Annotated in this window: 19 protein-coding genes; 4 read left to right on the forward strand and 15 right to left on the reverse strand. The window is 53.7% G+C overall.

The features are described 5' to 3' along the window. The 14 genes from SMB34_RS05920 to SMB34_RS05985 all read right to left on the reverse strand — a co-directional run. Nucleotides 1-1,450 (reverse strand): ATP-binding cassette domain-containing protein (locus tag SMB34_RS05920; RefSeq protein ID WP_037988454.1); only part of this gene is annotated, 1,450 nt, incomplete at its 3' end. Beyond that, nucleotides 1,447-2,061 (reverse strand): hypothetical protein, encoded by a 615-nt coding sequence (locus tag SMB34_RS05925; protein WP_007089934.1) that lies wholly within the window; start codon nt 2,059-2,061, stop codon nt 1,447-1,449. The genes SMB34_RS05920 and SMB34_RS05925, both read right to left, overlap by 4 nt. Next, complete coding sequence (locus SMB34_RS05930; protein WP_007089935.1) at nt 2,052-2,810, reverse strand: polysaccharide deacetylase family protein; 759 nt, start codon at nt 2,808-2,810, stop codon at nt 2,052-2,054. The genes SMB34_RS05925 and SMB34_RS05930 overlap by 10 nt, the downstream gene beginning before the upstream one ends. Then, nucleotides 2,807-3,934 carry a glycosyltransferase family protein gene (locus tag SMB34_RS05935; RefSeq protein ID WP_007089936.1) on the reverse strand — a complete coding sequence of 376 codons (1,128 nt, stop codon included), beginning with the start codon at nt 3,932-3,934 and terminating at the stop codon, nt 2,807-2,809. Before SMB34_RS05935 ends, SMB34_RS05930 begins: the two co-directional genes overlap by 4 nt. Continuing rightward, nucleotides 3,931-4,536: a histidine phosphatase family protein gene (locus tag SMB34_RS05940; RefSeq protein ID WP_007089937.1), complete on the reverse strand. Its 606-nt coding sequence runs from the start codon at nt 4,534-4,536 to the stop codon at nt 3,931-3,933. Before SMB34_RS05940 ends, SMB34_RS05935 begins: the two co-directional genes overlap by 4 nt. After that, nucleotides 4,533-5,681, reverse strand: coding sequence for a glycosyltransferase family 4 protein (locus SMB34_RS05945; RefSeq protein ID WP_007089938.1), 1,149 nt, complete (start codon nt 5,679-5,681; stop codon nt 4,533-4,535). The genes SMB34_RS05940 and SMB34_RS05945 overlap by 4 nt, the downstream gene beginning before the upstream one ends. A gap of 13 nt (nt 5,682-5,694) precedes the next feature. Next, a complete protein-coding gene (locus SMB34_RS05950) occupies nt 5,695-6,963 on the reverse strand; it encodes a glycosyltransferase family 4 protein (protein WP_037988456.1) in 1,269 nt (422 codons plus the stop codon). 21 nt (nt 6,964-6,984) lie between these two features. Next, nucleotides 6,985-8,187, reverse strand: a complete 1,203-nt coding sequence (locus tag SMB34_RS05955; protein ID WP_007089940.1) for a glycosyltransferase family protein — start codon at nt 8,185-8,187, stop codon at nt 6,985-6,987. Between the two features lie 126 nt (nt 8,188-8,313). Then, a complete protein-coding gene (locus tag SMB34_RS05960; protein ID WP_037988457.1) occupies nt 8,314-9,894 on the reverse strand; it encodes an MBL fold metallo-hydrolase in 1,581 nt (526 codons plus the stop codon). A gap of 77 nt (nt 9,895-9,971) precedes the next feature. Next, entirely contained in the window at nt 9,972-11,276 is a 1,305-nt protein-coding gene (locus SMB34_RS05965; protein ID WP_037988459.1) for a molybdopterin molybdotransferase MoeA, read from the reverse strand. A gap of 63 nt (nt 11,277-11,339) precedes the next feature. Continuing rightward, a complete protein-coding gene (locus tag SMB34_RS05970; RefSeq protein ID WP_037988461.1) occupies nt 11,340-13,109 on the reverse strand; it encodes an ABC transporter permease in 1,770 nt (589 codons plus the stop codon). 12 nt (nt 13,110-13,121) lie between these two features. Then, on the reverse strand, nt 13,122-14,144 hold the full coding sequence (locus SMB34_RS05975; RefSeq protein WP_156962648.1) for a Fe(3+) ABC transporter substrate-binding protein: 1,023 nt from the start codon (nt 14,142-14,144) through the stop codon (nt 13,122-13,124). Nucleotides 14,145-14,371: 227 nt separating this feature from the next. Beyond that, nucleotides 14,372-15,388, reverse strand: coding sequence for a Fe(3+) ABC transporter substrate-binding protein (locus SMB34_RS05980; protein WP_110252310.1), 1,017 nt, complete (start codon nt 15,386-15,388; stop codon nt 14,372-14,374). A gap of 158 nt (nt 15,389-15,546) precedes the next feature. Next, complete coding sequence (locus SMB34_RS05985; protein WP_037988463.1) at nt 15,547-16,380, reverse strand: 3'-5' exonuclease; 834 nt, start codon at nt 16,378-16,380, stop codon at nt 15,547-15,549. A gap of 385 nt (nt 16,381-16,765) precedes the next feature. Between SMB34_RS05985 and SMB34_RS05990 the strand changes: the two genes are divergently transcribed. Further along, nucleotides 16,766-17,770, forward strand: a complete 1,005-nt coding sequence (locus tag SMB34_RS05990) for an ABC transporter substrate-binding protein (protein WP_240478757.1) — start codon at nt 16,766-16,768, stop codon at nt 17,768-17,770. Nucleotides 17,771-17,905: 135 nt separating this feature from the next. On the opposite strand, the gene SMB34_RS05995 is transcribed toward SMB34_RS05990, so the two are convergent. After that, complete coding sequence (locus SMB34_RS05995) at nt 17,906-18,400, reverse strand: MarR family winged helix-turn-helix transcriptional regulator (RefSeq protein WP_037988469.1); 495 nt, start codon at nt 18,398-18,400, stop codon at nt 17,906-17,908. A gap of 239 nt (nt 18,401-18,639) precedes the next feature. Here SMB34_RS05995 and proV point away from each other — a divergent pair, with 239 nt between their 5' ends. The 3 genes from proV to proX all read left to right on the forward strand — a co-directional run bounded on the left by proV (nt 18,640) and on the right by proX (nt 22,024). Next, nucleotides 18,640-19,845 (forward strand): glycine betaine/L-proline ABC transporter ATP-binding protein ProV, encoded by a 1,206-nt coding sequence (gene proV, locus SMB34_RS06000; RefSeq protein ID WP_007089950.1) that lies wholly within the window; start codon nt 18,640-18,642, stop codon nt 19,843-19,845. Next, complete coding sequence (proW, locus tag SMB34_RS06005; RefSeq protein WP_037988472.1) at nt 19,838-20,944, forward strand: glycine betaine/L-proline ABC transporter permease ProW; 1,107 nt, start codon at nt 19,838-19,840, stop codon at nt 20,942-20,944. The genes proV and proW overlap by 8 nt, the downstream gene beginning before the upstream one ends. A gap of 63 nt (nt 20,945-21,007) precedes the next feature. Then, the gene (proX, locus tag SMB34_RS06010; RefSeq protein ID WP_037988474.1) at nt 21,008-22,024 is read left to right on the forward strand and encodes a glycine betaine/L-proline ABC transporter substrate-binding protein ProX; all 1,017 of its coding nucleotides are present in this window, start codon (nt 21,008-21,010) and stop codon (nt 22,022-22,024) included. Nucleotides 22,025-22,039: the final 15 nt, after the last annotated feature.

Genomic DNA, 22,039 nt, shown 5'->3' on the forward strand with positions numbered 1-22,039 from the left:
GCTGGCCGCCCGAAAAGCTGTGCGGATACCGGTTCAGGAACCGGGGATCAAGCCCGACCAGTTCCATCAGTTCCAGCACCATTTTCTTACGGTAGGATGCATCACCGATACCATGAATAATCAACGGTTCGGTAATTATGTCCTGCACGGTCATCCGTGGATTAAGGGACCCGAACGGGTCCTGGAAAACGAACTGGATACGTTTGCGATACGGGTTGAGCTGATCTTCGTTCAAGCCGGTCAATTCGGTCATCTGACCACTTTCCCCCCGGAACAGGATCGATCCGCTATCGGGTGCCATCGCCCGCATGATCAGTTTGGAAAGCGTGGTTTTGCCACATCCACTTTCGCCAACCAGACCGACACATTCGCCGCGATTAACCGTCAGAGACACATCCGCCACAGCGGCAATTTCTTGTTCCTCGGTCTTTAGCCAGTTGCCTTTGCGCACCGCAAAACTTTTGTAAAGGTGGCGCACAGCCAGAACCGGCTCGCTTGCCATTGTCGGATGCAATGCCAGCGACGGTGGAACATCCCCGCCTTGCTCAGATGTGTCTTTGTCGCCGCAAAAAGTCAGCAGACTATCGACCTTCGGCTTGATTTCACGCAGGGGACGCAAACGTTCGTCAGGTCCCATATCGAAATGCGGAACCGCAGCCAGCAACGACTGTGTATAGAGGTGACCGGGATTGACGAACACATCATGGGTCAGACCGCTTTCGACAACACGGCCATCATAAACCACGACCATGCGGTCCGCCATGTTGGCCACCACCCCAAGATCATGGGTGATCAGCAGTACGGACATTTGCAATTCGGCCTGCATATCCTTGATCAAACGAAGTGTCTGGGCCTGTATCGTCACATCAAGTGCCGTTGTCGGTTCGTCCGCAACCAGCAGTGCCGGCCGGCAAACCATTGCCATGGCAATCATCGCACGTTGGCGCAAACCACCTGAAAGCTCGAACGGATATGTCTTTAAGGATCTTTTTGGATTGGGAAAACCGACAAGTCCCAGCATGTCACTGGCAAGCTCTTTGGCCTCGCTGGAGCCGACCTTGCGATGGAGGCGCACGGCCTCGCAAATCTGATCACCGATGGTATGAAGAGGTGATAGGGAGCTCATCGGCTCCTGAAAAATCATGGAAATACGGCCACCGCGAATGGAACGCATTTCAGCACCCGAGCGATCCAGCATCGCGATATCAACGCGGGTTCCCGGCTTTTTCGGATCGGCAAAAACAATTGATCCGTTGGTGATCTGTGCCGATTTGGGCAACAACCCCATGATCGCCTGTGAAATGGTGGTTTTGCCAGAACCGGATTCTCCGACAAGGGCGACGGTTTCCTGCGCACCAATGCGAAAACTGACATTTTCGACCGCCTTGACCCGCATATGCGGCAAAACGAATTCGACTTTCAAATCGCGGATACGCAGAATATCGGTCATCTTCCCTCGCCAATGCCGCCTGCCCGACTTGATGCGGCTGCCTGGACCATTGTTTCGGCCTCGTCCATACGCATCAGATTGGTTCTTGTTATATCGTCGACCAGTAACTGGTTATCTTTGGCCCAATCCCGCGCAATTTCAAGCAGATCATCAAAACCGTCCAATGTTGATTCTGTGACGATTTTCGCATCCCCGGCCTGGAGGGTCAGTTCAAACCAGCCTTTCCTGCCATCGCGACGGGTAGAGAAATAACGCAAACGGAATTTGGAAAGTTCCGACCACGCAAATGCGGTTCCGCCGCGCAAGTTGCTGATCCGGATACCATATTCCGAAACATAAATCTTTGACTGAAACCGCATTAATGTGCGGGCAAAATAAAGAATGAACAAAAGCGCCAGCCCGGCTGCCGTCCACTGAATAATCGGCAGCATTTCGGGAATCAGGGCAATGACACCGCAAATCAGCAATCCGGCAACCGATTTCGCCATATCAGGTGCCATAAGCCGCGGCGGATATCCCATGATCTGAACATCACGATCACGCACACCGGCAGGCTTGACCGGATCGACTGTTTCGACACCGCCGGTTTCTTCGATAGGGCTTATTGCCATGGGAAAACTCCGGGAATTCGCAACCATTTGAGCGCTGCGTGCTCAAACGAAAACAGGTTTTCAAGAAATCGTGTTGTGGCGTCGTCATGAACCAGATGATGCGTCAGAAGCCCTGTGGGCTCGGCGGCGTCAACCAGCCCGGTTCGGCGGGCCGACAAATGCGCAATCATCGCCGTAATGCATTGGTCTTCGCCCGCAAACCCACGGGTACCGCGCCAGTCAATAACATCAACATGGGTATTGACCATCAGAAGGCCGGAAACGGGATATGCATCCGGTCTCGCATTAAACGTGCTGATGCCGCGCAGGCCAAGCGATGGCAAAGCCCGCATGACGTCATCGGCAATGCGGTTCCATGGCGGCACCATCACCGGCAGGAAACGATTGCCAAACTGGGATGACAGGATATCAAAGCCGCGGCGGATATCGGCAACGACCGTACCAATATCGCGAACATCGTCGAGTTCCTGCTTTTTTCGGCCAGCAGGCATATGATTGGTATGGGACCAGCCATGCTGGAAAACACGGGTATCAAGTGTTTCTGCCAGACGCAGCACCAGATCATGTTCAAGATCAGCCGGAATCACCGCAAGGGCCAAGGGAACGCGATAATCCTGTTCGAAGGCAAGCAACGTTTCAAGTGCCGATGTAACGGCAACTGCGTCATCGTCGCGCCACCACATCGTGGCAATCCATTCTTCGGACTGCCACAGATCCAGCTCTGCGCGAAGTTGATCCCAGCTACTCATGCCTTCCCTCTTATTCTTTCTGCGAGTTTAGCCGCAGTTATCCCTGCCCCGTCCAGAGATATATCTAATTTAACAGGATTTTTCGCCCGATCTATTTGATTTGCCAAGGATTGTGGACTTAAATCATCGGGATCAAGCAACGACAGCACTTTCTTTCCTGCTAAAATAGCAGCGCGCTCACTTTGTTCGCTTTCACCGCCATCGGCGAATGGAACCATTACCGACGCGGTCCCCGTCGCCAGAACATCCATCAAGGTATTATAACCTGCCTGCGAGACGGAAACACAGGCATGTGCCATCCGTGCGCGGAAATCAGGCAAAAAGCGATGCAACGTGACCCCGGTCGGCAGGTTTTGCGCAAGGCGATGGAATGTGTTGGTCGGGAAATGCGGCCCCGTGACAATATCCCATGGCTGATCGGCAAACCGGCTTGAAAGCGGACGCGCAGTAATTGCAGCTTCAATCAGCGCAGCCCCGACCGCACCACCGCCAGCAGAAACAAGAACACCTTGTCGTTCGCCGCCCACGAACTCAGCTTTGGGCGCAACATAACCAGTATATTCGATCATATCAGCAATATCGCTGGCAAACGGAAAGCTACGCCCGAAACCAAAAAGCATCGGATCACCGTGAACCAGCACGTGGTCAAAATGACTGCGCGCAATATCGCGCATCCAGACTTCTTTTGACGGGTCAGATTTGCGAACCAGAAGGTCACGAACGGAACAGATACGGGGAATCCCCGCCTGCCCAGCCCGTTCCAGCAGCGGCAGTAATTCGAACCGGAAGGCCCGGCGGCCAAACGGGAACATTTCGATCATCAAAAGCTTGGGTGCCGCGGATTTGAACGCATCAAGCAATGCCTGTTTTCGCGCCTGCCTCCATGCCTCATTGACCGGATTTCCCGCCGCGTCGACCAATCCGGAAAAACCGCTATCGGCGGTTCGGCAAGGCGGCAGCTGGATCACATTATCGCTTCCGAAATCGAGTGCGGCATCGGGGATGCCACCGGTGACAACGGTTGTCTTGATGCCGAGATTTTTCAGTTCCGCATTGATCAGGGCGATACGGCGCACATGTCCGATACCAAGCAAATGCTGAACATATATCAGGATGTCAGTCATGAGGTTGTTCCGCCCCGTTCAAGCAGACGGCAATTAAGATCAACGACGCCAAGCCCGTCATCGGAAGACCATGAAAAGACATGAATGCTTTTCCAATCAAGCCTGTCAGGGATTTTTCCCATCATGTCCCAGCCACTTGCCGCAGCATAGACCGCACGAATAACACCCTTGTGGGTTACGACGCCAAAATCACCGTCACGATGCCCGGCCAAGGCGGCTTCGACCCGGGAAAGAACTTCACGAGGACTTTCGCCGCCTTCCGGGCGGAAGTCCCAACCACGGTCTTCATTTTCCTGCATTCTGGGGCCGAGTTGGCGGCGCAAGTCGGAAAGTTTTTTACCTTCCCAATCCCCCCAGTTCATTTCAATCCAATGTTCGTCAGGTGAAACACCCTCAATCGAAAGGCTATCGGCTGTTTGAATGGTCCGGATCAGCGGACTGACACGCCAAGGAACTTTGCGCCATTTTTCCGGTAATTGCAGGCGGCCATACTCATCAATGGTTTCGGGAAGCAACGATATATCGCTTTGGCCCTGGATACGTTTTTCCGTGTTCCACGCAGTAATTCCATGTCGCAACAGGGCAAAACGAAAGTTTCTCATCCCTGTTTCCGTTTCATGTGACTTCCCATCACGCCACTCAGGACAGCATCAAGCTTTTGGGCGGCGGCGGTGACGGTGTGCATCTGTTCGGCTTTTTGCGCGGCCGACTGCCCGATATCGCGCAATATGCTGTACCGATCCGATGCCAAGCATTCGGCTAGTTTGTCGGCAAAGGCATCAACATCCCCAACCGGCACCAGCCATCCGGTTTTGCCATCCGCTACAATGCCCGACACACCGCCACAGTCGCCTGCCAGAACAGGTAATGCTGCCGCCTGTGCTTCAAGTATTGCCATACCATAGGCCTCGTTGATCGCCGGCCATACAAACATGTCAGATCGCGCCAAAAGAATGCGCGTATGATCGGCATCGCAAAGACCGGCGAAATCAAGTTGATCGTATTTGATTGCGTGGAGTTCAAAGGCTGTCTCGACATCCGCGCGTGCGGGACCATCGCCGATCACCGTCAGATGCCAGTTCGTCACATTCCGCGCATTGAGCCTGCCGAGTGCGTTTGCCAGCAATTCGTAAGATTTCAGCTTGTCGCCCGGTCGCATCATGGCGGTTGTTACCAACTGAACCGGTTTATCCGGATCAATTTGGCCGCGATCAGCAGCATGCCAGTTTTCGGTATGGGTAAAGGGTGGCAGATAATGCAGCCGATCCTGACCGCATATTGGCGCAAGACATTCCATATCCGCATGATTAAGTGAAAACACCGCACCGGCACATCGCAAGGCATGTTCAACGGCTATATGGCTTTGCGCCCAGGGACCGGTTGCGCGTTTGGGGGCAAAGGATGCCTCGGCCACGACATAGGGAATGCCAAGGACATTCGCGATCACCGGGCCAATCCAGTCCGGGGCCTTGTAATAGAGATGATAGGTAAACCAGATATCGGGGCGTTTGCGTTTGCCGTTCTGATACTGCCGCAACAGCCGCGCGGTCAGCTTTGACGCCAGTTCGGCAATTTGCGCCTGACGCAGGATATTGCCATCGCCAACCCTGCTGCGCAGACGAGATGCGATATCAACTTTATGTCCGGCTTGCGAAAGCGCGTCACACAGAAGGCGCGCCATCAGGCGATCCCCCGATGGTGTCGGATGATCAATCGGCTTTAACGGTGCATAAAAGGCGATCTGCACGTTTGCCGTCCCCCTACTCCGCCGCCGGTTGGCCTAATGTGCTTTTATCGAAAGCCCGATCAGCGCCAAATCGACGCGCCAGTTCTTTCATCCCGGTATAGAACGAAAAATCGCGTCGGACGATTTCATTGCCCTTGCGCCCCATCTGGTCGCGCAAAGTCGGATTACTTATCAGTTCCGCCATTGCCAGGGACAGTAACTTTGGATCACGTTCGGGAACAAGTTTGCCATTCAGGCCATCCGTGATCAGTTCCGGTATTGCTGAAATTGCGGTCGAAACCGCGGCAAGCCCGCAAAGCTGGGCTTCCATCAGGACATTGGGCAATCCGTCACGATCACCATCCTTTTCCACCCGGCTTGCCAGCACGAACAGATCAGCAGACTGACAGGCTGCAATCACTTCCTTCTGGTCACGCGGCCCTTGCCAATCGCAATTATCGGCAATTCCAAGGTCCTCTGCGAGCGATTTATATTTATCGCCATTCCCGCCACCAATATGGACAAACCGCCAATGCAGATCTTTTGGCAAGTCAGCAAGGGCGCGTAAAAGGTCATCATAACCCTTTTTGCCAACCAGCCGACCAACCGACAGGATTGTCACCCGGTTATTGTCATCACGCCCGTCACGGGGGGACCGATCGGGCAGTTCTTCGGGGAACCGTGAAAAATCCAATCCATGATAAAGCAAATTCACTTTGGCCGGATCATCGGCAAGCTTTTGCATATGATCGACATTTGCCTTCGTGCAGGTCACCAGCCAATCCATATCAGCCAGCTTTTCACGCATGTCCCAATCTTCGCTGGTGTAGATATCCTTGGCATGCGCCGAACAACACCATGGAAGACCGCGAATGATCGCGGCATATCGCGCAACCGATGCCGGGGTGTGCAGGAAATGCGCATAGATGCGTGTGATATCGTTCGGCAGCTCCGCCGCCATTACCAATGCCTGGGCGAAACGACGGGCACGGTTCGGCGTGCGATCCCGGCGATAGTCCTGCCACCAGATGTTTCTGGCCCGACGATATCCCGGCATTTTGCGCGCCTTTAACCAGCCGCGAAACACGCGCATCGGTTCCTGATAAACATATTCTGGCAGGTAATCGATTTCAGCCATGATCCGTTCGTGGATCGGATGGCGTTTTTTATCGGTCGGATGACGCAGGGATACAATGCGATAAGGAATACCTGCCTGCTGAATACCAAGTATTTCCTGGGCAATAAAGGTTTCCGACAATCGTGGATAACCTTTCACCACGATTGCAAGCTTGTCGCATGACATCTGTTGTTATCCCGGAAAATCTTACTCGGCAGCAAGCTGCGGCGGCAGCCAGCGTTCAACCTGATCGCCAACACTATCAAGACCGCCCATCAGGTTTGGCACGGTCACATGCGACGGCTTTGGCTGATCAATCAGACTGCGAAGGGCCTCGGCCATTTGCATCGGGGGACGACCACCGTCCTCGGTCAGCATCTTGACCAGACCAAGCTTTTCGGCAGCCGACGCACGAACATATTGTTCAAGCCGCGGAACGGTTCGGGGCACAATGATTGCGGGTTTGTCAAAAGACAGAATTTCGCAGAAGGTATTGTATCCGCCCATCGCAATCACGCCAGCGGACCGATCCATCAACATTTCAACATTGGCATCAAAGGTGATGACCGAGAGCTTATCGATCTTTTCGGCGCGTTCCATGAACGCCTGCTGATCATTTGGTGCCATGAACGGGCCCAGCACAACAAGCGACGGAACCGGAATGTCAGGATCGGCTTCATAGGCACTGATAACCCAATCGACCAGATTAACCCCATCTCCACCGCCACCGGTGGTGACAAGGTAATAGGGTTCCTCAAGACCAAGCGCGCCGTGTTCCGGGGTTGGTTTGCGGGTGGCTGTACGCGGCAGATAGCCGGTATAGGTCATTTTTTCTTCGACACCCGGAGGCAAATCAATACCTTCAAGCGGATTGCAGATATCCTTGAGGCCATAGACCCAGATTTCATCGTAAAGATCGGCAAGGGCCGGAACGCATTTTTTGCGGTCCCATTCTTCGCGCAGATTAACCGGGTCATCCATCACATCGCGCAAGCCCATGACAAGGCGCGTGCGGCGATGGCGAAGCATTTGAAGTGTCGATTCAACTTCCCCGCGCAAACCAAGCGGCTCCTTGTCGACGATGAACAGATCAGGGTTAAACACGTCAGCGGTATGCTGAATGATGGATTCACGCATCGCCAGGGTCTGATCGACATCAATATTCAGGTTAAGTGACGTGTATTCACCATTCGAGAGCTTGATCACGCCCGGAATTCGCACAAAGTCGACTCGTGAACGAAATTCGAAACTGCCAATGATCGGCGATCCAGAAAGGATCAGCACAGATACATCGTCCCGACGCGAAACAAGCGCATGCGCAATGGTTCGGCAGCGGCGCAGATGGCCCAAGCCGAATGTATCGTGGCTATAGATCAGAACACGATAGCCGGTATTCCCCACGATCGACATATATCCGCCCGCTCTCGTAGTGTCCTTCGATACCTTCTCAACCCGATATAGGGTGACACGATATCGCCCGTTGGCAAGTATTTCCGTATTTTACGGTACTTAAAACCTGCCATCGGGCTATTGCTCTCATGCCGATGCGATATCTTGCAAGACTTTTTCGAGCAGGGCCTCGCGTTTTTCGTTGCTGTCGAGTGCGCGAAGTTTTTCCGAAAGCTCTGTAACACTATGGGCATAGCGGTTATGCCAGTCGTCCCGGGACATTTCGCCAGCCGGCAGGCGCGGTTTGAATTCGGCCTGTTTTGCCTGCCCGCGTTTGAGCATAACGGTGTCATCAAGCATCGGAAGGGCGATTTTGCTTTCTTCGATACCGGCATTAATCATCGCCTGCTGCAAACCGGCACGTGCGCCATCTTCACCATGGGTCAGGAAAATACGCCGCGATACCGGCATACGTTCTTTTGTCCAGCGCAGAAGCATGTCCTGATCGGCATGACCGGAATAGATATCAAGCGTTCTGATCCGGGCACGGACATCAATCTCGTCACCGTGAATGCGGACATGTTTTGCCCCGCCCTGCAACACACGACCAAGCGAGCCGGCAGCCTGGAAACCAACCATCAACACCGTAGATTCAGGGCGCCACAGATTGTTTTTCAGATGATACCGAATACGACCGGCATCGCACATGCCGCTTGCCGATAAAATGATCGCCCCGCTTTTAACCCGTGCCAGTTGCATGCTGGCTTCGGCATCGGGCACCATATGGAAATTGGGATGCGCCAAGCCACGAGCATCGTCATGAGACAGATGTTTGGCAAAAACCTCGGTTGCGCGCTGAGCCAGCGGGCTATCGACGAAAACATCCGCCTTGGGCAGCTTTCCACGGTTAAACAGGGTTGCCAGATCAACCAGCAATTCCTGCGTTCGGGCAACAGCAAAGCTTGGTATGACAAGGTTGCCGCCAGCCTGAATGGCAGCGCGAACTTCCACGGCAAGCATTTCACGACGTTCGGCGTCGCTGACTTCAGGACGGTTACGATCACCATAGGTCGATTCAACAAACAGATAATCGATGTTTTTCGGGCCTTCGGGGGCATCGTTAAACACCGCCTCTCCCGTGCCGATATCACCTGAAAACAGCAACCGCAAGGTGCGCGGTTCGCCGTCCGGTGCCTCGTCATCCACTTCGACCTCGATCGAGGCCGATCCCAAAAGATGCCCTGCATCCCAGTAGCGTGCCCGCAAACCCGGTAAAACTTCGCGCCATTCATGATAGTCGACAGGCTGCAAACGTTTGAGGGTCTTTTCCGCGTCTTCGCGGGTATAGATCGGGGTGACTTCCGGGCGGCCACGCCGGACATTGCGGCGATTAAGACGTTCGACCTCAGTTTCCTGAATATAGCCGGAATCAGGCAGCATGTAGGTCAGAAGATCGCAGGTGGGTTCGGTCGCGTAGATCGGCCCGTTAAAACCGGCCTTCACCAGTTTGGGAAGCAACCCGGAATGATCAATATGCGCATGGGTCAGAAGCACGCCTCGAATATCCGCAGCCTTGAACGGAAAAGCTCCATAGTTCAGTTCGCGAACCGTCTTGCTGCCCTGAAACATGCCGCAATCGACAATGATATCACCACCGTCGGTACGCAGCAGATAACACGAACCGGTAACGCCACCCGCAGCCCCGCAAAAAGTAACTGATACAGTCATCTGCTTTCCACCCTTAATCCGTTGTTTTGTTATACATCTGCGAAAAAAGGCAGCAAATCCATGATCTGGATCAGTTTTTAAAACGCCTGCAAACCACCGAAGGGCAAATAAAGCACGCGATCACCCTTTTTAACCTGTCCGCAATCCTCGGCGATTTCAATCAGGCCTTCTGCCCACACCATCGAGGATAACATACCGGAACTTGCCGAATGATAAGGTATGGCAACCCATTGACCATCATCATCCTGCACAAGACGGGCACGCAACCATTCACGGCGCCCGGTACCACGACTGAAATCAAATCCGGCAGTTGCGGGCAATCGCACGGGGGCACAAACCTGATCAGCAGCCCCCATCATATGCAAAAGCAATGGCACGGCATAAAGCAGGCCTGACACCATCACCGAAACAGGATTGCCAGGCAAACCAATAACCACACAATCCCCGATACGGCCTCGCATCAAGGGCTTTCCGGGTTTGATTGCCAGTTTCCACGCCTGAATTTCGCCAAGGCTATCCACGACGGGTTTAAGCAGATCGGCCTTGCCAACCGAAACCCCACCCGACGTCATGATGACATCATGGGTTTGAGCCGCATCCTTCAAGGCCGTTTTCAGAACGTCGAAATCATCAGCCAGAAGACCGAGATCGGTGACCCTGCACCCGCAAGCGCGCAGCATACCGATCATGGCAAACCGGTTGGAATCGTAGACGCCACCGGCTGGAAGTGGATCGCCCGGCCTTGCCAGTTCATCCCCGGTCGAGAAAACGGCAACTGATAATGGTCTGGAAACCGGCAGGGACTGATACCCCTGCCCGGCCGCGACTGCGATATCTTGTGGGCGCAGACGTTTACCGGCTGGCAGGACAACCATACCGGTTGCAACATCTTCACCGCGCCGACGGATATGTTGATGCAGACGGGTTTTGGCGATCACGTCCTGCGGGATGGTCAAAAGCGTTTCATCGGCATTGGCCGTGATATTTTCCTGAATGATGATGCAATCCGCACCATCAGGAATGGAGGCCCCGGTCGCAATGCGGATTGCCTGCCCGCGCGGGATTTCTCCGGCAAAATGATGACCTGCCAGTGATACGCCGCCCACAATGATTTGTGCATCCGACGCCCCGACAAATTCCTGCAAATCGGCATGACAAAATGCATATCCGTCCATCGCCGAATTATCAGCAGACGGAACATCGACCCTGGCAACGATATCCTTGCGCAGGATTGCGCCATAACAATCAGAAAGTGGTGCCTCAATCACCGGGGCGCGAACAGCCACGTCGTTAAACGCAATACGCAGTGCATCTTCCAACCGGGTCAGGCCCGGTTGATGGCAAAGGTCGGTCTTGGCAGGATTTTTTTGCGACGTGGTCATCGGCAGCCTGTCGAATTTATCGGGATCATATAGCAGCGATAGTGGTCCGCCGGAACAGGAACGTCAATGGGGCGAAGATGCACTGCCATGCCCGGGGCGGGACCGAGAAATTGCACGGCTGAGCATAACCACCGGCACGACGCCGACAATGACGATGGTCAAGGCACCTAGTGCGGCCTGCTCGATCATTTCGTCCTTGGCAAACTGATAGACATGCGTTGCCAGCGTTTCAAAATTGAACGGCCGCAGGATCAGTGTCGCCGGAAGTTCTTTCATCGCATCAACAAAAACCAGAACCGCAGCGGCAAGAATACCGCCACGTACCATCGGGAAATGAATACGTTTCAACGTACCCCACGGGCTTTCCCCCAATGTCCGGGCGGCGTCATCCATACTTGGCCGGACCTTGCCAAGGGCGGCCTCGATCGATCCATAAGAAACAGCCATAAACCGCACGGCATAGGCAAACACGATGGCAAAGACCGTACCGCTAAGAAGCAGACCGGTTGAAATCCCGAATGTTTCGCGCATCACGGCGTCAACAGCATTATCAAACCTTGCGAATGGAATCAGAACCCCGATTGCAAGAACTGCCCCCGGCACGGCATAGCCAACCGACGCCATGCGGATGCATAACCGCAAAAGCGGCTGCGGGAAAAGCCGCAGGGCATATCCCAGAAACACAGCACATCCGACCGCAACAAAGGTCGCAAGACCAGCAACCAGAAGGCTGTTGCCCGCATATTCAAAGAAGTCCGATGTCCAGCTTTGGTCAAAATAGCCAACGGAGTAATAGATCAGCACCAGCGACGGGATCACGAAACCCAGCACAATCGGCAGAACACAAACCGCCAGTGCAAAGAACTTGGCGACCGGGCCAAGCTCGTAGCCCGGTAATTCCTGAAAACGATTGGTTGTGTCGTGGAAGCGCTGGCGACGACGCGAATAGCGTTCGGCCACGATCAGGACAATCACAACCGCAAGCATGGTCAGCGCAATCTGCGCCGCCCCACCGGCATTTCCCATACCAAGCCAGACGTTGAAAATACCGGCGGTCAGGGTATGAACCGCAAAGAAATCGATGGTGCCGAAATCATTTAGCGTTTCCATCAACGCAATGACCACCCCAACCACGATGGCAGGCCGCGCCAATGGCAAGGCAACGGTCACAAACGAATTCCACGCCGAACGCCCAAGAACGCGCGCAGCTTCAAGGACACAGACCGATTGCGCCAAAAAGGCAGCCCGGGCCAGCATGTAAACATAAGGATACAGCGTCAGGCTGAGCACCAGAATTGCCCCGCCCTTGGTCCGGATATCGGGGAACCAGTAATCGCGCGCCGATTGCCAGCCAAAAATTTCGCGCAACAGACGCTGAAACGGCCCGGCATATTCCAGCAGATCGGTATAAACATAAGCAACGATGTAGGCCGGAACCGCCATCGGCAGCAGCATTGCCCATTCAAAGAACCGTTTGCCCGGCAGGCGGCACATCGTTACGACCCATGCCGCCGACACACCGATCAATGTTACACCAACACCGACGCCCAGCATCAGAATGCCGGTATTTTTAAGGTATCGGGGCAACATGGTTGATGCCAGATGGGGCCAGATATTTTCGGTGGGGAACAGTGCCAGATAGACAACCGCAATCAACGGCGTCGCCACAAGAAGCGCTATAATGAACGCCCCGGCCAACCAAAGACCTGATTGGCCGCGCGGCAACCACCGCATCGAGGTTCCAAGCGACCGTTCGCGCAACGGATCAAGCGTTTCGGTCACGGCCGACGGCCGGATATCGCGATCATCTTTGGTCTGACAGGAATTGTTCACGCGAAGAATGCCCTATTCGTTAAAGCCGACTTCGTCGATCAGACGAATGGCGGCGCCACGATTGTTGGCAACTTCGTTAAGCGGCAGCGTGTCGGATTTGAAAGTTCCCCAGGAACGGACCATTTCCGACCATGCCACCCCCGGCTTGACCGGGTATTCAAAATTGACGTCAGCATACATATGCTGCGCTTCGTCCCCCGATAGGAATTCGACCAGCTTGATCGCATTTTCCTTGTTGGGTGCATTCTTGATCAGCGCAACGCCCGAAATATTCACATGCGTACCGCGGTCACCCTGATTGGGGAAAACAATCCGGACATCCTTGGCGGCATCGGCTTTGTTCGGATCATCAAGCATCTTGCCGTAATAATAGGAATTGCCGATTGCCAGATCACAAACACCCTGCGATACGGCCTCAATCTGGTCGATATCGGCCCCTTGCGGTTTGCGCGCAAGATTGTCTTTCAGTCCCTGAAGCCAGGTTTTTGTGTATTCCTCGCCATGATGGGCAATCATCGAGGCCACCAGTGCGATATTGTAAACATGCATTCCAGAACGGACACAAATGCGCCCCTTCCATTCCGGATCGGCAAGTTCTTCGTATGTCGAAATGGCGTCGGGCTTCACACGATCAAGCGACGTATAAAGAACACGTGCACGAGTGGTCAGACCAACCCACAGATGGTCCTGATCACGGAATTGTTCGGGGATATTGGCATCGATCACATCGCTTTGAAGCGGTGTTGCGATATCGGCATCAACAGCATCCTGGATGCGCCCGATATCAACCGTCAGCAAAAGATCGGCCGGACTGTTGCGGCCTTCATGTTTGATACGTTCGACCAGACCGCTTTGCGAAAACAGCGTATTGACCCGGATGCCGGTTTCCTGAGTGAATTGTTTGAACATCGGTTCAATCAGGAAAGGCTGGCGAAGCGAATATACATTCACCTCCTCGGCAGCATTCGCTTGAAATGCCGTCAATCCGACCACCGCGCCCATAATGCCAAAGACCTTGTTGCGCAGTGAAGTCATCTTGAATCTCCTGAAATGGTCGCAAAGCGCTGGGGCAAGTAAGAATGATTTGTACTCGCTGTCGGGGAAATTAAAGGGCTGCTACCCTGTTTTGCAAGAGCCAATAGAACATAACCGCCTTGTCCATGTCGGTTTGCGCCGCAGAATTGCCGGGTTTACAGACATAAAAAAAGGGACGGTAATGGTTACCGCCCCTTTCCGGAATGATTCGAAAACCGAAAATTCGTTTATTCGTTGTATCCCACTTCATCGATCATGCGTACGGCATCCGCACGCAGACGCGCAATTTCAGACAACGGCAGCTCATCAGCCTTGAACGTGCCCCACGACTTCACATAGTCGGACCATTCAACACCCGGCTTGACCGGATATTCGTAATTCACTTCGGCATAGATTTTCTGTGCCTCGTCACCCGAAAGGAATTCCATCAGCTTGACAGCGTTTTCCTTGTTCGGGGCACCTTTGATCAGGGTCATGCCGGAAATGTTCATCGACATGCCGCGGTCATTCTGATTGGGGAAGATAATATTTACCGATTCCGCCCATGCGCGCTGTTCCGGGTCATCAAGCATCTTGCCGTAGTAATAGGTATTGGCAATCGCGACATCGCATTCGCCCTCCTTGATCGCCTTGACCTGACCACGGTCATTGCCCTGTGGCTTGCGTGCAAGGTTTGCTTTCAGCCCTTCGAGCCATGTTTTGGCTTCTTCTGTGCCGTGATGCGCAATCATCGAAGAAACCAGCGCGATATTGTAATCATGCGTACCAGAACGGGTACAAACGCGGCCCTTCCATTTCGGATCGGCAAGATCTTCGTATGTGGCAATTTCGCCCTCAGTCACACGGTCTTTCGATGCATAAAGAGCGCGACCACGCTGGGTCAGCGCGAACCACTGATCATTTTCATCGCGCAAGTGGGCCGGAATATTTGCTTCCAGAACATCACTATTGACGGCGTCGGTGACACCGGCATCGACGGCTTCCTTGATGCGGCTGATATCGACGGTCATCAGGACATCCGCCGGGCTGTTTGCACCTTCCTGCTTGATCCGCTCAACCAGACCTTTTTCCGCGAAGATCACATTGACCTTAACTCCGGTTTCCTTGGTGAAGCTCTCGAACAAGGGCTCAACAAGGAAAGGCTGGCGCAGGGAGTAGACATTCACTTCCTGCGCAGAGGCGGCCGAAGCCGTAACGGCGGCAGCACCCAACACCGTGCCACAGATGATTCTCCTGATATCCATCGAAACGTTTCCCTTGAATTCTTTTCACCACGACATGCGTTTGCAAGTCACTTGCAACCAACACAAGCACTAATCGCAAATGATTCGCAATTCAATACAGATCACACAAAACGATCCCGTCGGTGTGAAACGTTTCACTTTACCGAAACCGGGATATCTTAAAGCAGATTGAATGATCCGGCGCTTGAAGCCTGCCAGGCGTCGAGGAATTCCTGATAAGCCGGGATATCCCCTGCCCGTTCCTCAAGCCATGCGACGGTCAGATTGATGGCGTGATTATAACCGTCATGGTCGCTTAATCCGGTGTGAAGAACATAGCGCAGATAAAGAAGATAGGTGTTGAGAACATCCGTTTCGCAGTAACGACGAATGCCTTCAATCTCGCCATTGTCATACATGTCCGAAACTTTGCTACCATCAACGCCGGTCTTGCCCGGAAGATCAAGGGCGGCACAGACCTCGTTCATTTTGGTTCTTGCGGACGCACCATAGTCGGAAAGAACTTCGGCAAGGTCGCAATGCCAGTTTGGCGCATAACGCGACGTATAATTTTCCCACTTGTTGGCGGATTGGTGTAACCACCGCGCACTCACCCCATGCTTCATCGCGCGATATTTTAAAACTGGCAGATCAAACCCGCGCCCATTGAAACTAACCAGTCTGGGGTAAATCTTTCCACAATAATCAAAGAACCCCCTCACTAAATCTTTTTCCTCGCTTGTCAATTTCCCGCCTGACCGAAGCTCTTCTATTTCATATGTCTCAAGATTTCCGTCGCGTTGGATCGTGGCGCGCAGGAAACTGATCGCGACAACCTTGTGAAACGGCTGGCGCGGGAAACCGTTTCGACCATCGGTGATATCAAGATGATATTTTTCCAGCATCTCGCGGCCTGTTGCCGGATCAGGTGCGGTTTCGCCGGTCAATTGTGGCAGAACATCGATATCGGGAACGGTTTCGATATCAAAAACAAACAGACTGTCATGCGTCATGGTGACCCCCGGCGAAAATGCGTTTGGCGCAGCATAAACATGCCACAGGAAAGTTTCACGAACTTCCGGTCAAAATTCCACCCCCGCAATCGTAAATACACTGACATCTCCTGACATCGTTGTCAGGAGGAGCGTTTTAGACTGCAACCCATCATGGCACATCACAAGTCCGGCAAATGTCGGCAAGCAGGGTTGCGTCATCTTTGGGCCCGAGGTTAAACTTTGACCTACCTGTATCAGGGGCAAAGTCCAGTCAGGGGACCAAATGAACAACCACTGGTGACATGACGGCATCCAACCGTCGGACATTGCATTTGATGCGCTTCCGGACCGTAGAAGATAATCAAAGGGAAAAATGATGAACATCCTGCCTACCGGAGCCGCAATGCTTATGGCCGCTGGCCTTGCATTTTCCACGCACACAAGCGCACAGGCACAAGATGCCAGTTGCGAGATTGATCGCCCGGTGATGTTCGCCGGGCTGAATTATGACAGCGCGCTTTTCCACAATGCTGTCGCGCGCTTTATCATTGAAAAGGGTTATGGCTGCCAGACCGACGCCCTGCCCGGTGATGTGATTCCGCTTTTGACCGGTGCGGGTAAAGGCGACATCGACGTTGTCATGGAAATCTGGCGCGATAACGTGGCAGACGCATGGAAAAAGGCAGAGGCCGCCGGAAATGTTACCCAAATCGGGGTGAATTTCGATGATGCGGTCGAAGGCTGGTTCGTGCCGCGTTATGTGATCGAAGGCGATAAGGAACGCGGGATCGAGCCGATGGCGCCCGATCTGAAGTCGGTCGATGATCTGCCCAAATACGCCAAACTGTTCGAAGATGCCGAAGAACCGGACAAAGGCCGCTTTTACAATTGCCCGGCGGGCTGGGTTTGCGAAAAGGTCAATTCGGCGAAACTCGTGGCCTATGGCCTTGATGACAGCTTCACCAACTTCCGCCCGGGCACCGGTGCGGCGCTTTCTGCGGCAATCGCCTCTGCGCACAAGCGTGGCGAGCCAGCACTTTATTACTATTGGGGGCCGACATGGGTGATGGGTCTTTATGACAGCTATCGCCTTGAAGAACCGGCCTATGATCAGTCGATCTTCGACAAGCTGAAAACAGATCCAAACCCGAAAAAAGCCACGGCCTATCCCGAAAGCACGGTTACGGTCGGGGTTAATACGGAATTCATGAAATCAGCGCCCAGACTGATCGAATTCCTGACGCATTATGAAACCAGCAACGCCATGGTTTCGGAAATGCTGGCCTATATGCAGGAAAACGAAGAAAAGCCCGAAGATGCAGCACTTTATTTCCTGAAAGAAAAGCCGGACGTTTGGAAAGCCTGGGTGCCGGAGAAAGTGGCAGAGCGGGTTGAGGCCGCGCTTTAAAAACAGGTAGCAACCTGATCGCAATGCGGTCTTGCAAATATTGATCACGGGGCAGATTTCGATCTGCCCCTTTTTGCTGCGCCTGCAAAATTGGTTAGGGGTGGAAACAATCGAGGCAATCCGGATTGCCCCATTCTAGTCCACGGAAAACCGGTCGTATCCGGTCGGCGGCCTAGGGTCGACTTCTTCGGTATCCATCAGGCGGGCAACATGCTGCAATGAGGTCAGGATACGGCTGCGTTCGTTCATATCAAGCATTTCATAGCGCTGCATGAATTCACCATCCATCAGCGGTGGCGTATCGCTCAGTACGGCAAGCCCCTTGTCGGTAAGGCGACTATTGACCACCCTCTTGTCATCCGCGTTGCGGGCCCGCTCGATAAAACCGCGATCTTCAAGCCGGTTCAGGATCGTCGTAACGGTTGCCTGACTAAGCGAGACGTGCCGCGAGATTTCCTTGACCGTCACCGCCCCCAATTCTTCGATTGCCAGAAGCACGACAAGCTGCGGAACAGTAAGACCACAAACCTTCATTACATGTTTTGAATGCAGATCGGTTGCACGAATGATCTGCCTCAGCGCGACCAGAACATCGAGAAACTCTCTTCTTTTCTGCTGATCCGTGATCATACGCGCCGTTCTCCCTGTCATGTTATCGGGCCAACTTAGCGCCATTATAATTTGACATCAAATGTTTTGATCTGTAACTATCAAAACACAGAATGTGACGAAATTGGGGGAGCAGGCGCGATCCGGCGCAAAGATCACACCTGTCTCGACATGACATTTTCAATGGATGACATCGCGCGGTTTCCGCACCCCGGGATCGACGACGCTTGTTGTCCGACAACAACAAATGACAAGGGCCAATGACCGATAAAATCGTTGTAAAGGACCTTTATAAAGTCTTTGGCGACCGTCCTGATCAGGCAATGCAGATGATCAATGACGGGATCGACAAAGCCGAAATTTTTGACAAAACCGGACAAACCGTCGGGGTTTGCGGCGCCAGCTTCACCGTCCGTCAGGGCGAGATTTTCGTTGTGATGGGGCTTTCGGGATCCGGAAAATCGACACTTGTTCGCCTGCTGAACCGTTTGATCGAGCCGACGTCGGGCCAGGTTCTTTATGACGGCACCGACATTGCCGCCATGAATGACGAGGAATTGCGCGAATTACGCCGCAGGGACATGTCCATGGTATTCCAGTCCTTTGCACTGATGCCCCATATGAGCGTCGTCGAAAATGCAGCATTTGGCCTAGAATTGGCGGGTGTTGCCGAAAACGAACGCCATGAGCGCGCCCTGAATGCGCTTGATCAGGTCGGACTGAAAGCACAGGCCAATTCATACCCCGATGAACTTTCGGGTGGCATGCAGCAGCGCGTCGGCCTTGCCCGTGCCCTTGCCAACGACCCATCCGTTATGTTGATGGACGAAGCATTTTCCGCCCTTGATCCGCTGATCCGTACAGAAATGCAGGACGAACTTCTAACCCTGCAACGTGAACACAAGCGCACCATCATCTTCATCTCGCACGATCTGGATGAAGCGATGCGCATCGGTGACCGTATCGCGATCATGGAGGGCGGCATTGTCGTTCAGGTCGGAACGCCTGAGGAAATCCTCAACAATCCGGCCAATGACTATGTCAAATCGTTCTTCCGCGGTGTTGATGTCTCAACAATTCTTACGGCCAAGGATATCGTCGTAAAACGCCAGGTTACTGTGATCGAACGCGAAGGCGTTGGCCTTAAAACAGCCCTTAACCGCCTGCGTAACGAAGACCGCGAATATGGCTATATCGTTGGTGACAAGCTTGATTTCCACGGGATCATTTCCGTCGACAGCGTCGATCAGGCGATCAAATCAGGTGCCGACAAACTTTCAGCAGCTTTCCTGCCTGATATCGAAGCCGTTTCCCATGACACCCAGCTTTCTGACCTGATCGGAACCGTGGCACATACACCGTGCGGCGTGCCGGTCGTCAATGAAAACGGCAAATATCTTGGCGTAATCAACAGAGCCAATCTTTTGGCGACTCTCGACCGCGAAGGAGATGGCGCAAATGGCTGATAACAGCAATCCGTGGGGTGCTGCCACCGATACCGGCGCGGCAGATGCAGCAAAAGACGCAACCACATCAGGTGCCGCTGATGCAGCCCGGAACGGCGCGTCCAATCCATGGGGTGGCGGTGACGCTTCTGACACGGCAGGAGACTGGCTTTCGAATGCCGCCCCTGCCCCGGAACATCATTTTGATATCCTTCATCCGTTTCAGGATGCGGTCATTCCACTTGATATCTGGGTCAATCATGGGCTGGAATGGGTCGTCGATAACTTTCGCAGCGTCTTTCAGGCGATCCGCTGGCCGATTGATGCGGTCCTATCGGGTGTCGAAACTGGGTTGCAGGCAACACCAGCCATCGTTGTCATTCTGATCCTGTCATTGATTGCGTGGCAGTTGGCCGGTCGTCGCCTTGCGATTGGTACTTTGATTTCGATGATTGCCGTTGGTCTGATCGGTGCCTGGTCAGAAGCCATGGTGACATTATCATTGGTTATAACATCGGTTCTGTTCTGCGTGGTCCTGGGCCTGCCGACCGGTATCTGGCTGGCACGCAATGAACGGGCAGCAAATACGGCACGCCCCGTCCTTGACGCAATGCAGACAACACCTGCGTTTGTTTACCTTGTGCCTATCGTGATGCTGTTTGGTATTGGCAACGTTCCGGGCGTGGTGGTGACCATCATCTTTGCCCTGCCGCCACTGATCCGCCTGACTATTCTGGGTATCCGTCAGGTGCCCGGCGATCTGGTCGAAGCGGCTCGTTCCTTTGGCGCCAGCCCGAAACAGCTTCTGTTCCGTGTTCAGCTTCCACTTGCCATGCCGACAATCATGGCAGGTGTGAACCAGACCTTGATGCTCGCCCTTTCGATGGTGGTGATCGCCTCGATGATCGCTGTTGGCGGCCTTGGTCAGATGGTTTTGCGCGGCATTGGTCGCCTTGACATGGGTCTAGCCACAGTTGGCGGTGTCGGGATTGTCCTTCTGGCCATCGTCCTTGACCGCATGACGCAGGCGCTTGGTCAGGATAGCCGCAGCAAGGGCACCCGTCACTGGTACGAAAGCGGCCCGGCCGCACTTATCCGTTCCCTTATGGGCAAGAAATAGCCGGCACGCCGGTTTGAAAACAAGGGCAGAAAACTGCTCCAATCAATCAACAAGGAGAAGCTAATGACGATCCTGAAGAAACTTTCCACCGGTGCAGCCATTGCTGTGACCAGCTCGTTTCTGATCAGCGGCACTGCTTTTGCCGACAACATGAAACCTGGCGAAGGCGTTGAAGTTCAGCCGCTTAAAAGCTCGATCGCCGAAGAAACATTCCAGACCGTTCTGGTAATGAAGGCGCTTGAAGAGCTGGGCTATGACGTCAATGACATCCAGGAAATCGAATATGCTGCGGGCCACGTTGCCATCGGCAATGGCGATGCGACCTTCCTAGCCGATCACTGGAACCCGCTGCATGCCGATTTCTACAAGGCTGCTGGCGGTGACGAGAAAATCTATCGCGAAGGTGTATATTCACCGGGCGCGTTGCAGGGTTACCTGATCGACAAGAAAACCGCTGATGAATACAACATCACCAATATCAGCCAGTTGTCCGATCCGGAAATCGCCAAGATTTTTGACAATAACGGCGACGGCAAAGCTGATCTTGCGGGCTGCAACCCGGGTTGGGGCTGTGAAGGTGTGATCGAACATCACCTTGATGCCTATGGCCTGCGCGACACGGTGGCCCACAATCAGGGTTCCTATTCGGCGATCATCGCCGATACCATCACCCGTTATAAGGCTGGCGAGCCGATCCTGTATTACACTTGGACCCCTTATTGGGTTTCGGGCGTTCTCGTACCGGGCAAAGACGTTACCTGGCTTCAGGTTCCGTTCTCGTCGCTTCCGGGTGAAAACAAGGAAGCCGATACCGCCCTTCCGGACGGTTCGAACTATGGCTTCCAGGTGAACAACCAGCAGATCATCGCCAACAAGGCATGGGCCGAAGAAAACCCGGCTGCAGCGAAACTGTTTGCGATCATGGAACTGTCAGCCAACGATATCTCGGCCCAGAACCTTCGCATGCGCGATGGTGAAAAGTCGGCCGAAGACATCAACCGTCATGCCGATGCCTGGATCAAAGCCAACCAGGCGAAATTCGATGGCTGGCTTGAAGAAGCACGTAAAGCTGCGATGTAATCGCGTTAAGGCTTT

The organism is Thalassospira permensis NBRC 106175 (assembly GCF_000714555.1).
Lineage (GTDB): Bacteria > Pseudomonadota > Alphaproteobacteria > Rhodospirillales > Thalassospiraceae > Thalassospira > Thalassospira xiamenensis.

What these genes read in the sequence shown, in the direction of transcription:
- SMB34_RS05935 (WP_007089936.1), bottom strand. Translation starts at nt 3,934, where the DNA reads ATGACTGACATCCTGATATATGTTCAGCATTTGCTTGGTATCGGACAT.
- SMB34_RS05980 (WP_110252310.1), bottom strand. Translation starts at nt 15,388, where the DNA reads ATGGATATCAGGAGAATCATCTGTGGCACGGTGTTGGGTGCTGCCGCC.
- proV (WP_007089950.1), top strand. Translation starts at nt 18,640, where the DNA reads ATGACCGATAAAATCGTTGTAAAGGACCTTTATAAAGTCTTTGGCGAC.
- SMB34_RS05940 (WP_007089937.1), bottom strand. Translation starts at nt 4,536, where the DNA reads ATGAGAAACTTTCGTTTTGCCCTGTTGCGACATGGAATTACTGCGTGG.
- proX (WP_037988474.1), top strand. Translation starts at nt 21,008, where the DNA reads ATGACGATCCTGAAGAAACTTTCCACCGGTGCAGCCATTGCTGTGACC.
- SMB34_RS05955 (WP_007089940.1), bottom strand. Translation starts at nt 8,187, where the DNA reads ATGTCGATCGTGGGGAATACCGGCTATCGTGTTCTGATCTATAGCCAC.
- SMB34_RS05965 (WP_037988459.1), bottom strand. Translation starts at nt 11,276, where the DNA reads ATGACCACGTCGCAAAAAAATCCTGCCAAGACCGACCTTTGCCATCAA.
- SMB34_RS05990 (WP_240478757.1), top strand. Translation starts at nt 16,766, where the DNA reads ATGCTTATGGCCGCTGGCCTTGCATTTTCCACGCACACAAGCGCACAG.
- SMB34_RS05975 (WP_156962648.1), bottom strand. Translation starts at nt 14,144, where the DNA reads ATGACTTCACTGCGCAACAAGGTCTTTGGCATTATGGGCGCGGTGGTC.
- SMB34_RS05930 (WP_007089935.1), bottom strand. Translation starts at nt 2,810, where the DNA reads ATGAGTAGCTGGGATCAACTTCGCGCAGAGCTGGATCTGTGGCAGTCC.
- SMB34_RS05950 (WP_037988456.1), bottom strand. Translation starts at nt 6,963, where the DNA reads ATGTCATGCGACAAGCTTGCAATCGTGGTGAAAGGTTATCCACGATTG.
- proW (WP_037988472.1), top strand. Translation starts at nt 19,838, where the DNA reads ATGGCTGATAACAGCAATCCGTGGGGTGCTGCCACCGATACCGGCGCG.
- SMB34_RS05960 (WP_037988457.1), bottom strand. Translation starts at nt 9,894, where the DNA reads ATGACTGTATCAGTTACTTTTTGCGGGGCTGCGGGTGGCGTTACCGGT.
- SMB34_RS05985 (WP_037988463.1), bottom strand. Translation starts at nt 16,380, where the DNA reads ATGACGCATGACAGTCTGTTTGTTTTTGATATCGAAACCGTTCCCGAT.
- SMB34_RS05925 (WP_007089934.1), bottom strand. Translation starts at nt 2,061, where the DNA reads ATGGCAATAAGCCCTATCGAAGAAACCGGCGGTGTCGAAACAGTCGAT.
- SMB34_RS05995 (WP_037988469.1), bottom strand. Translation starts at nt 18,400, where the DNA reads ATGATCACGGATCAGCAGAAAAGAAGAGAGTTTCTCGATGTTCTGGTC.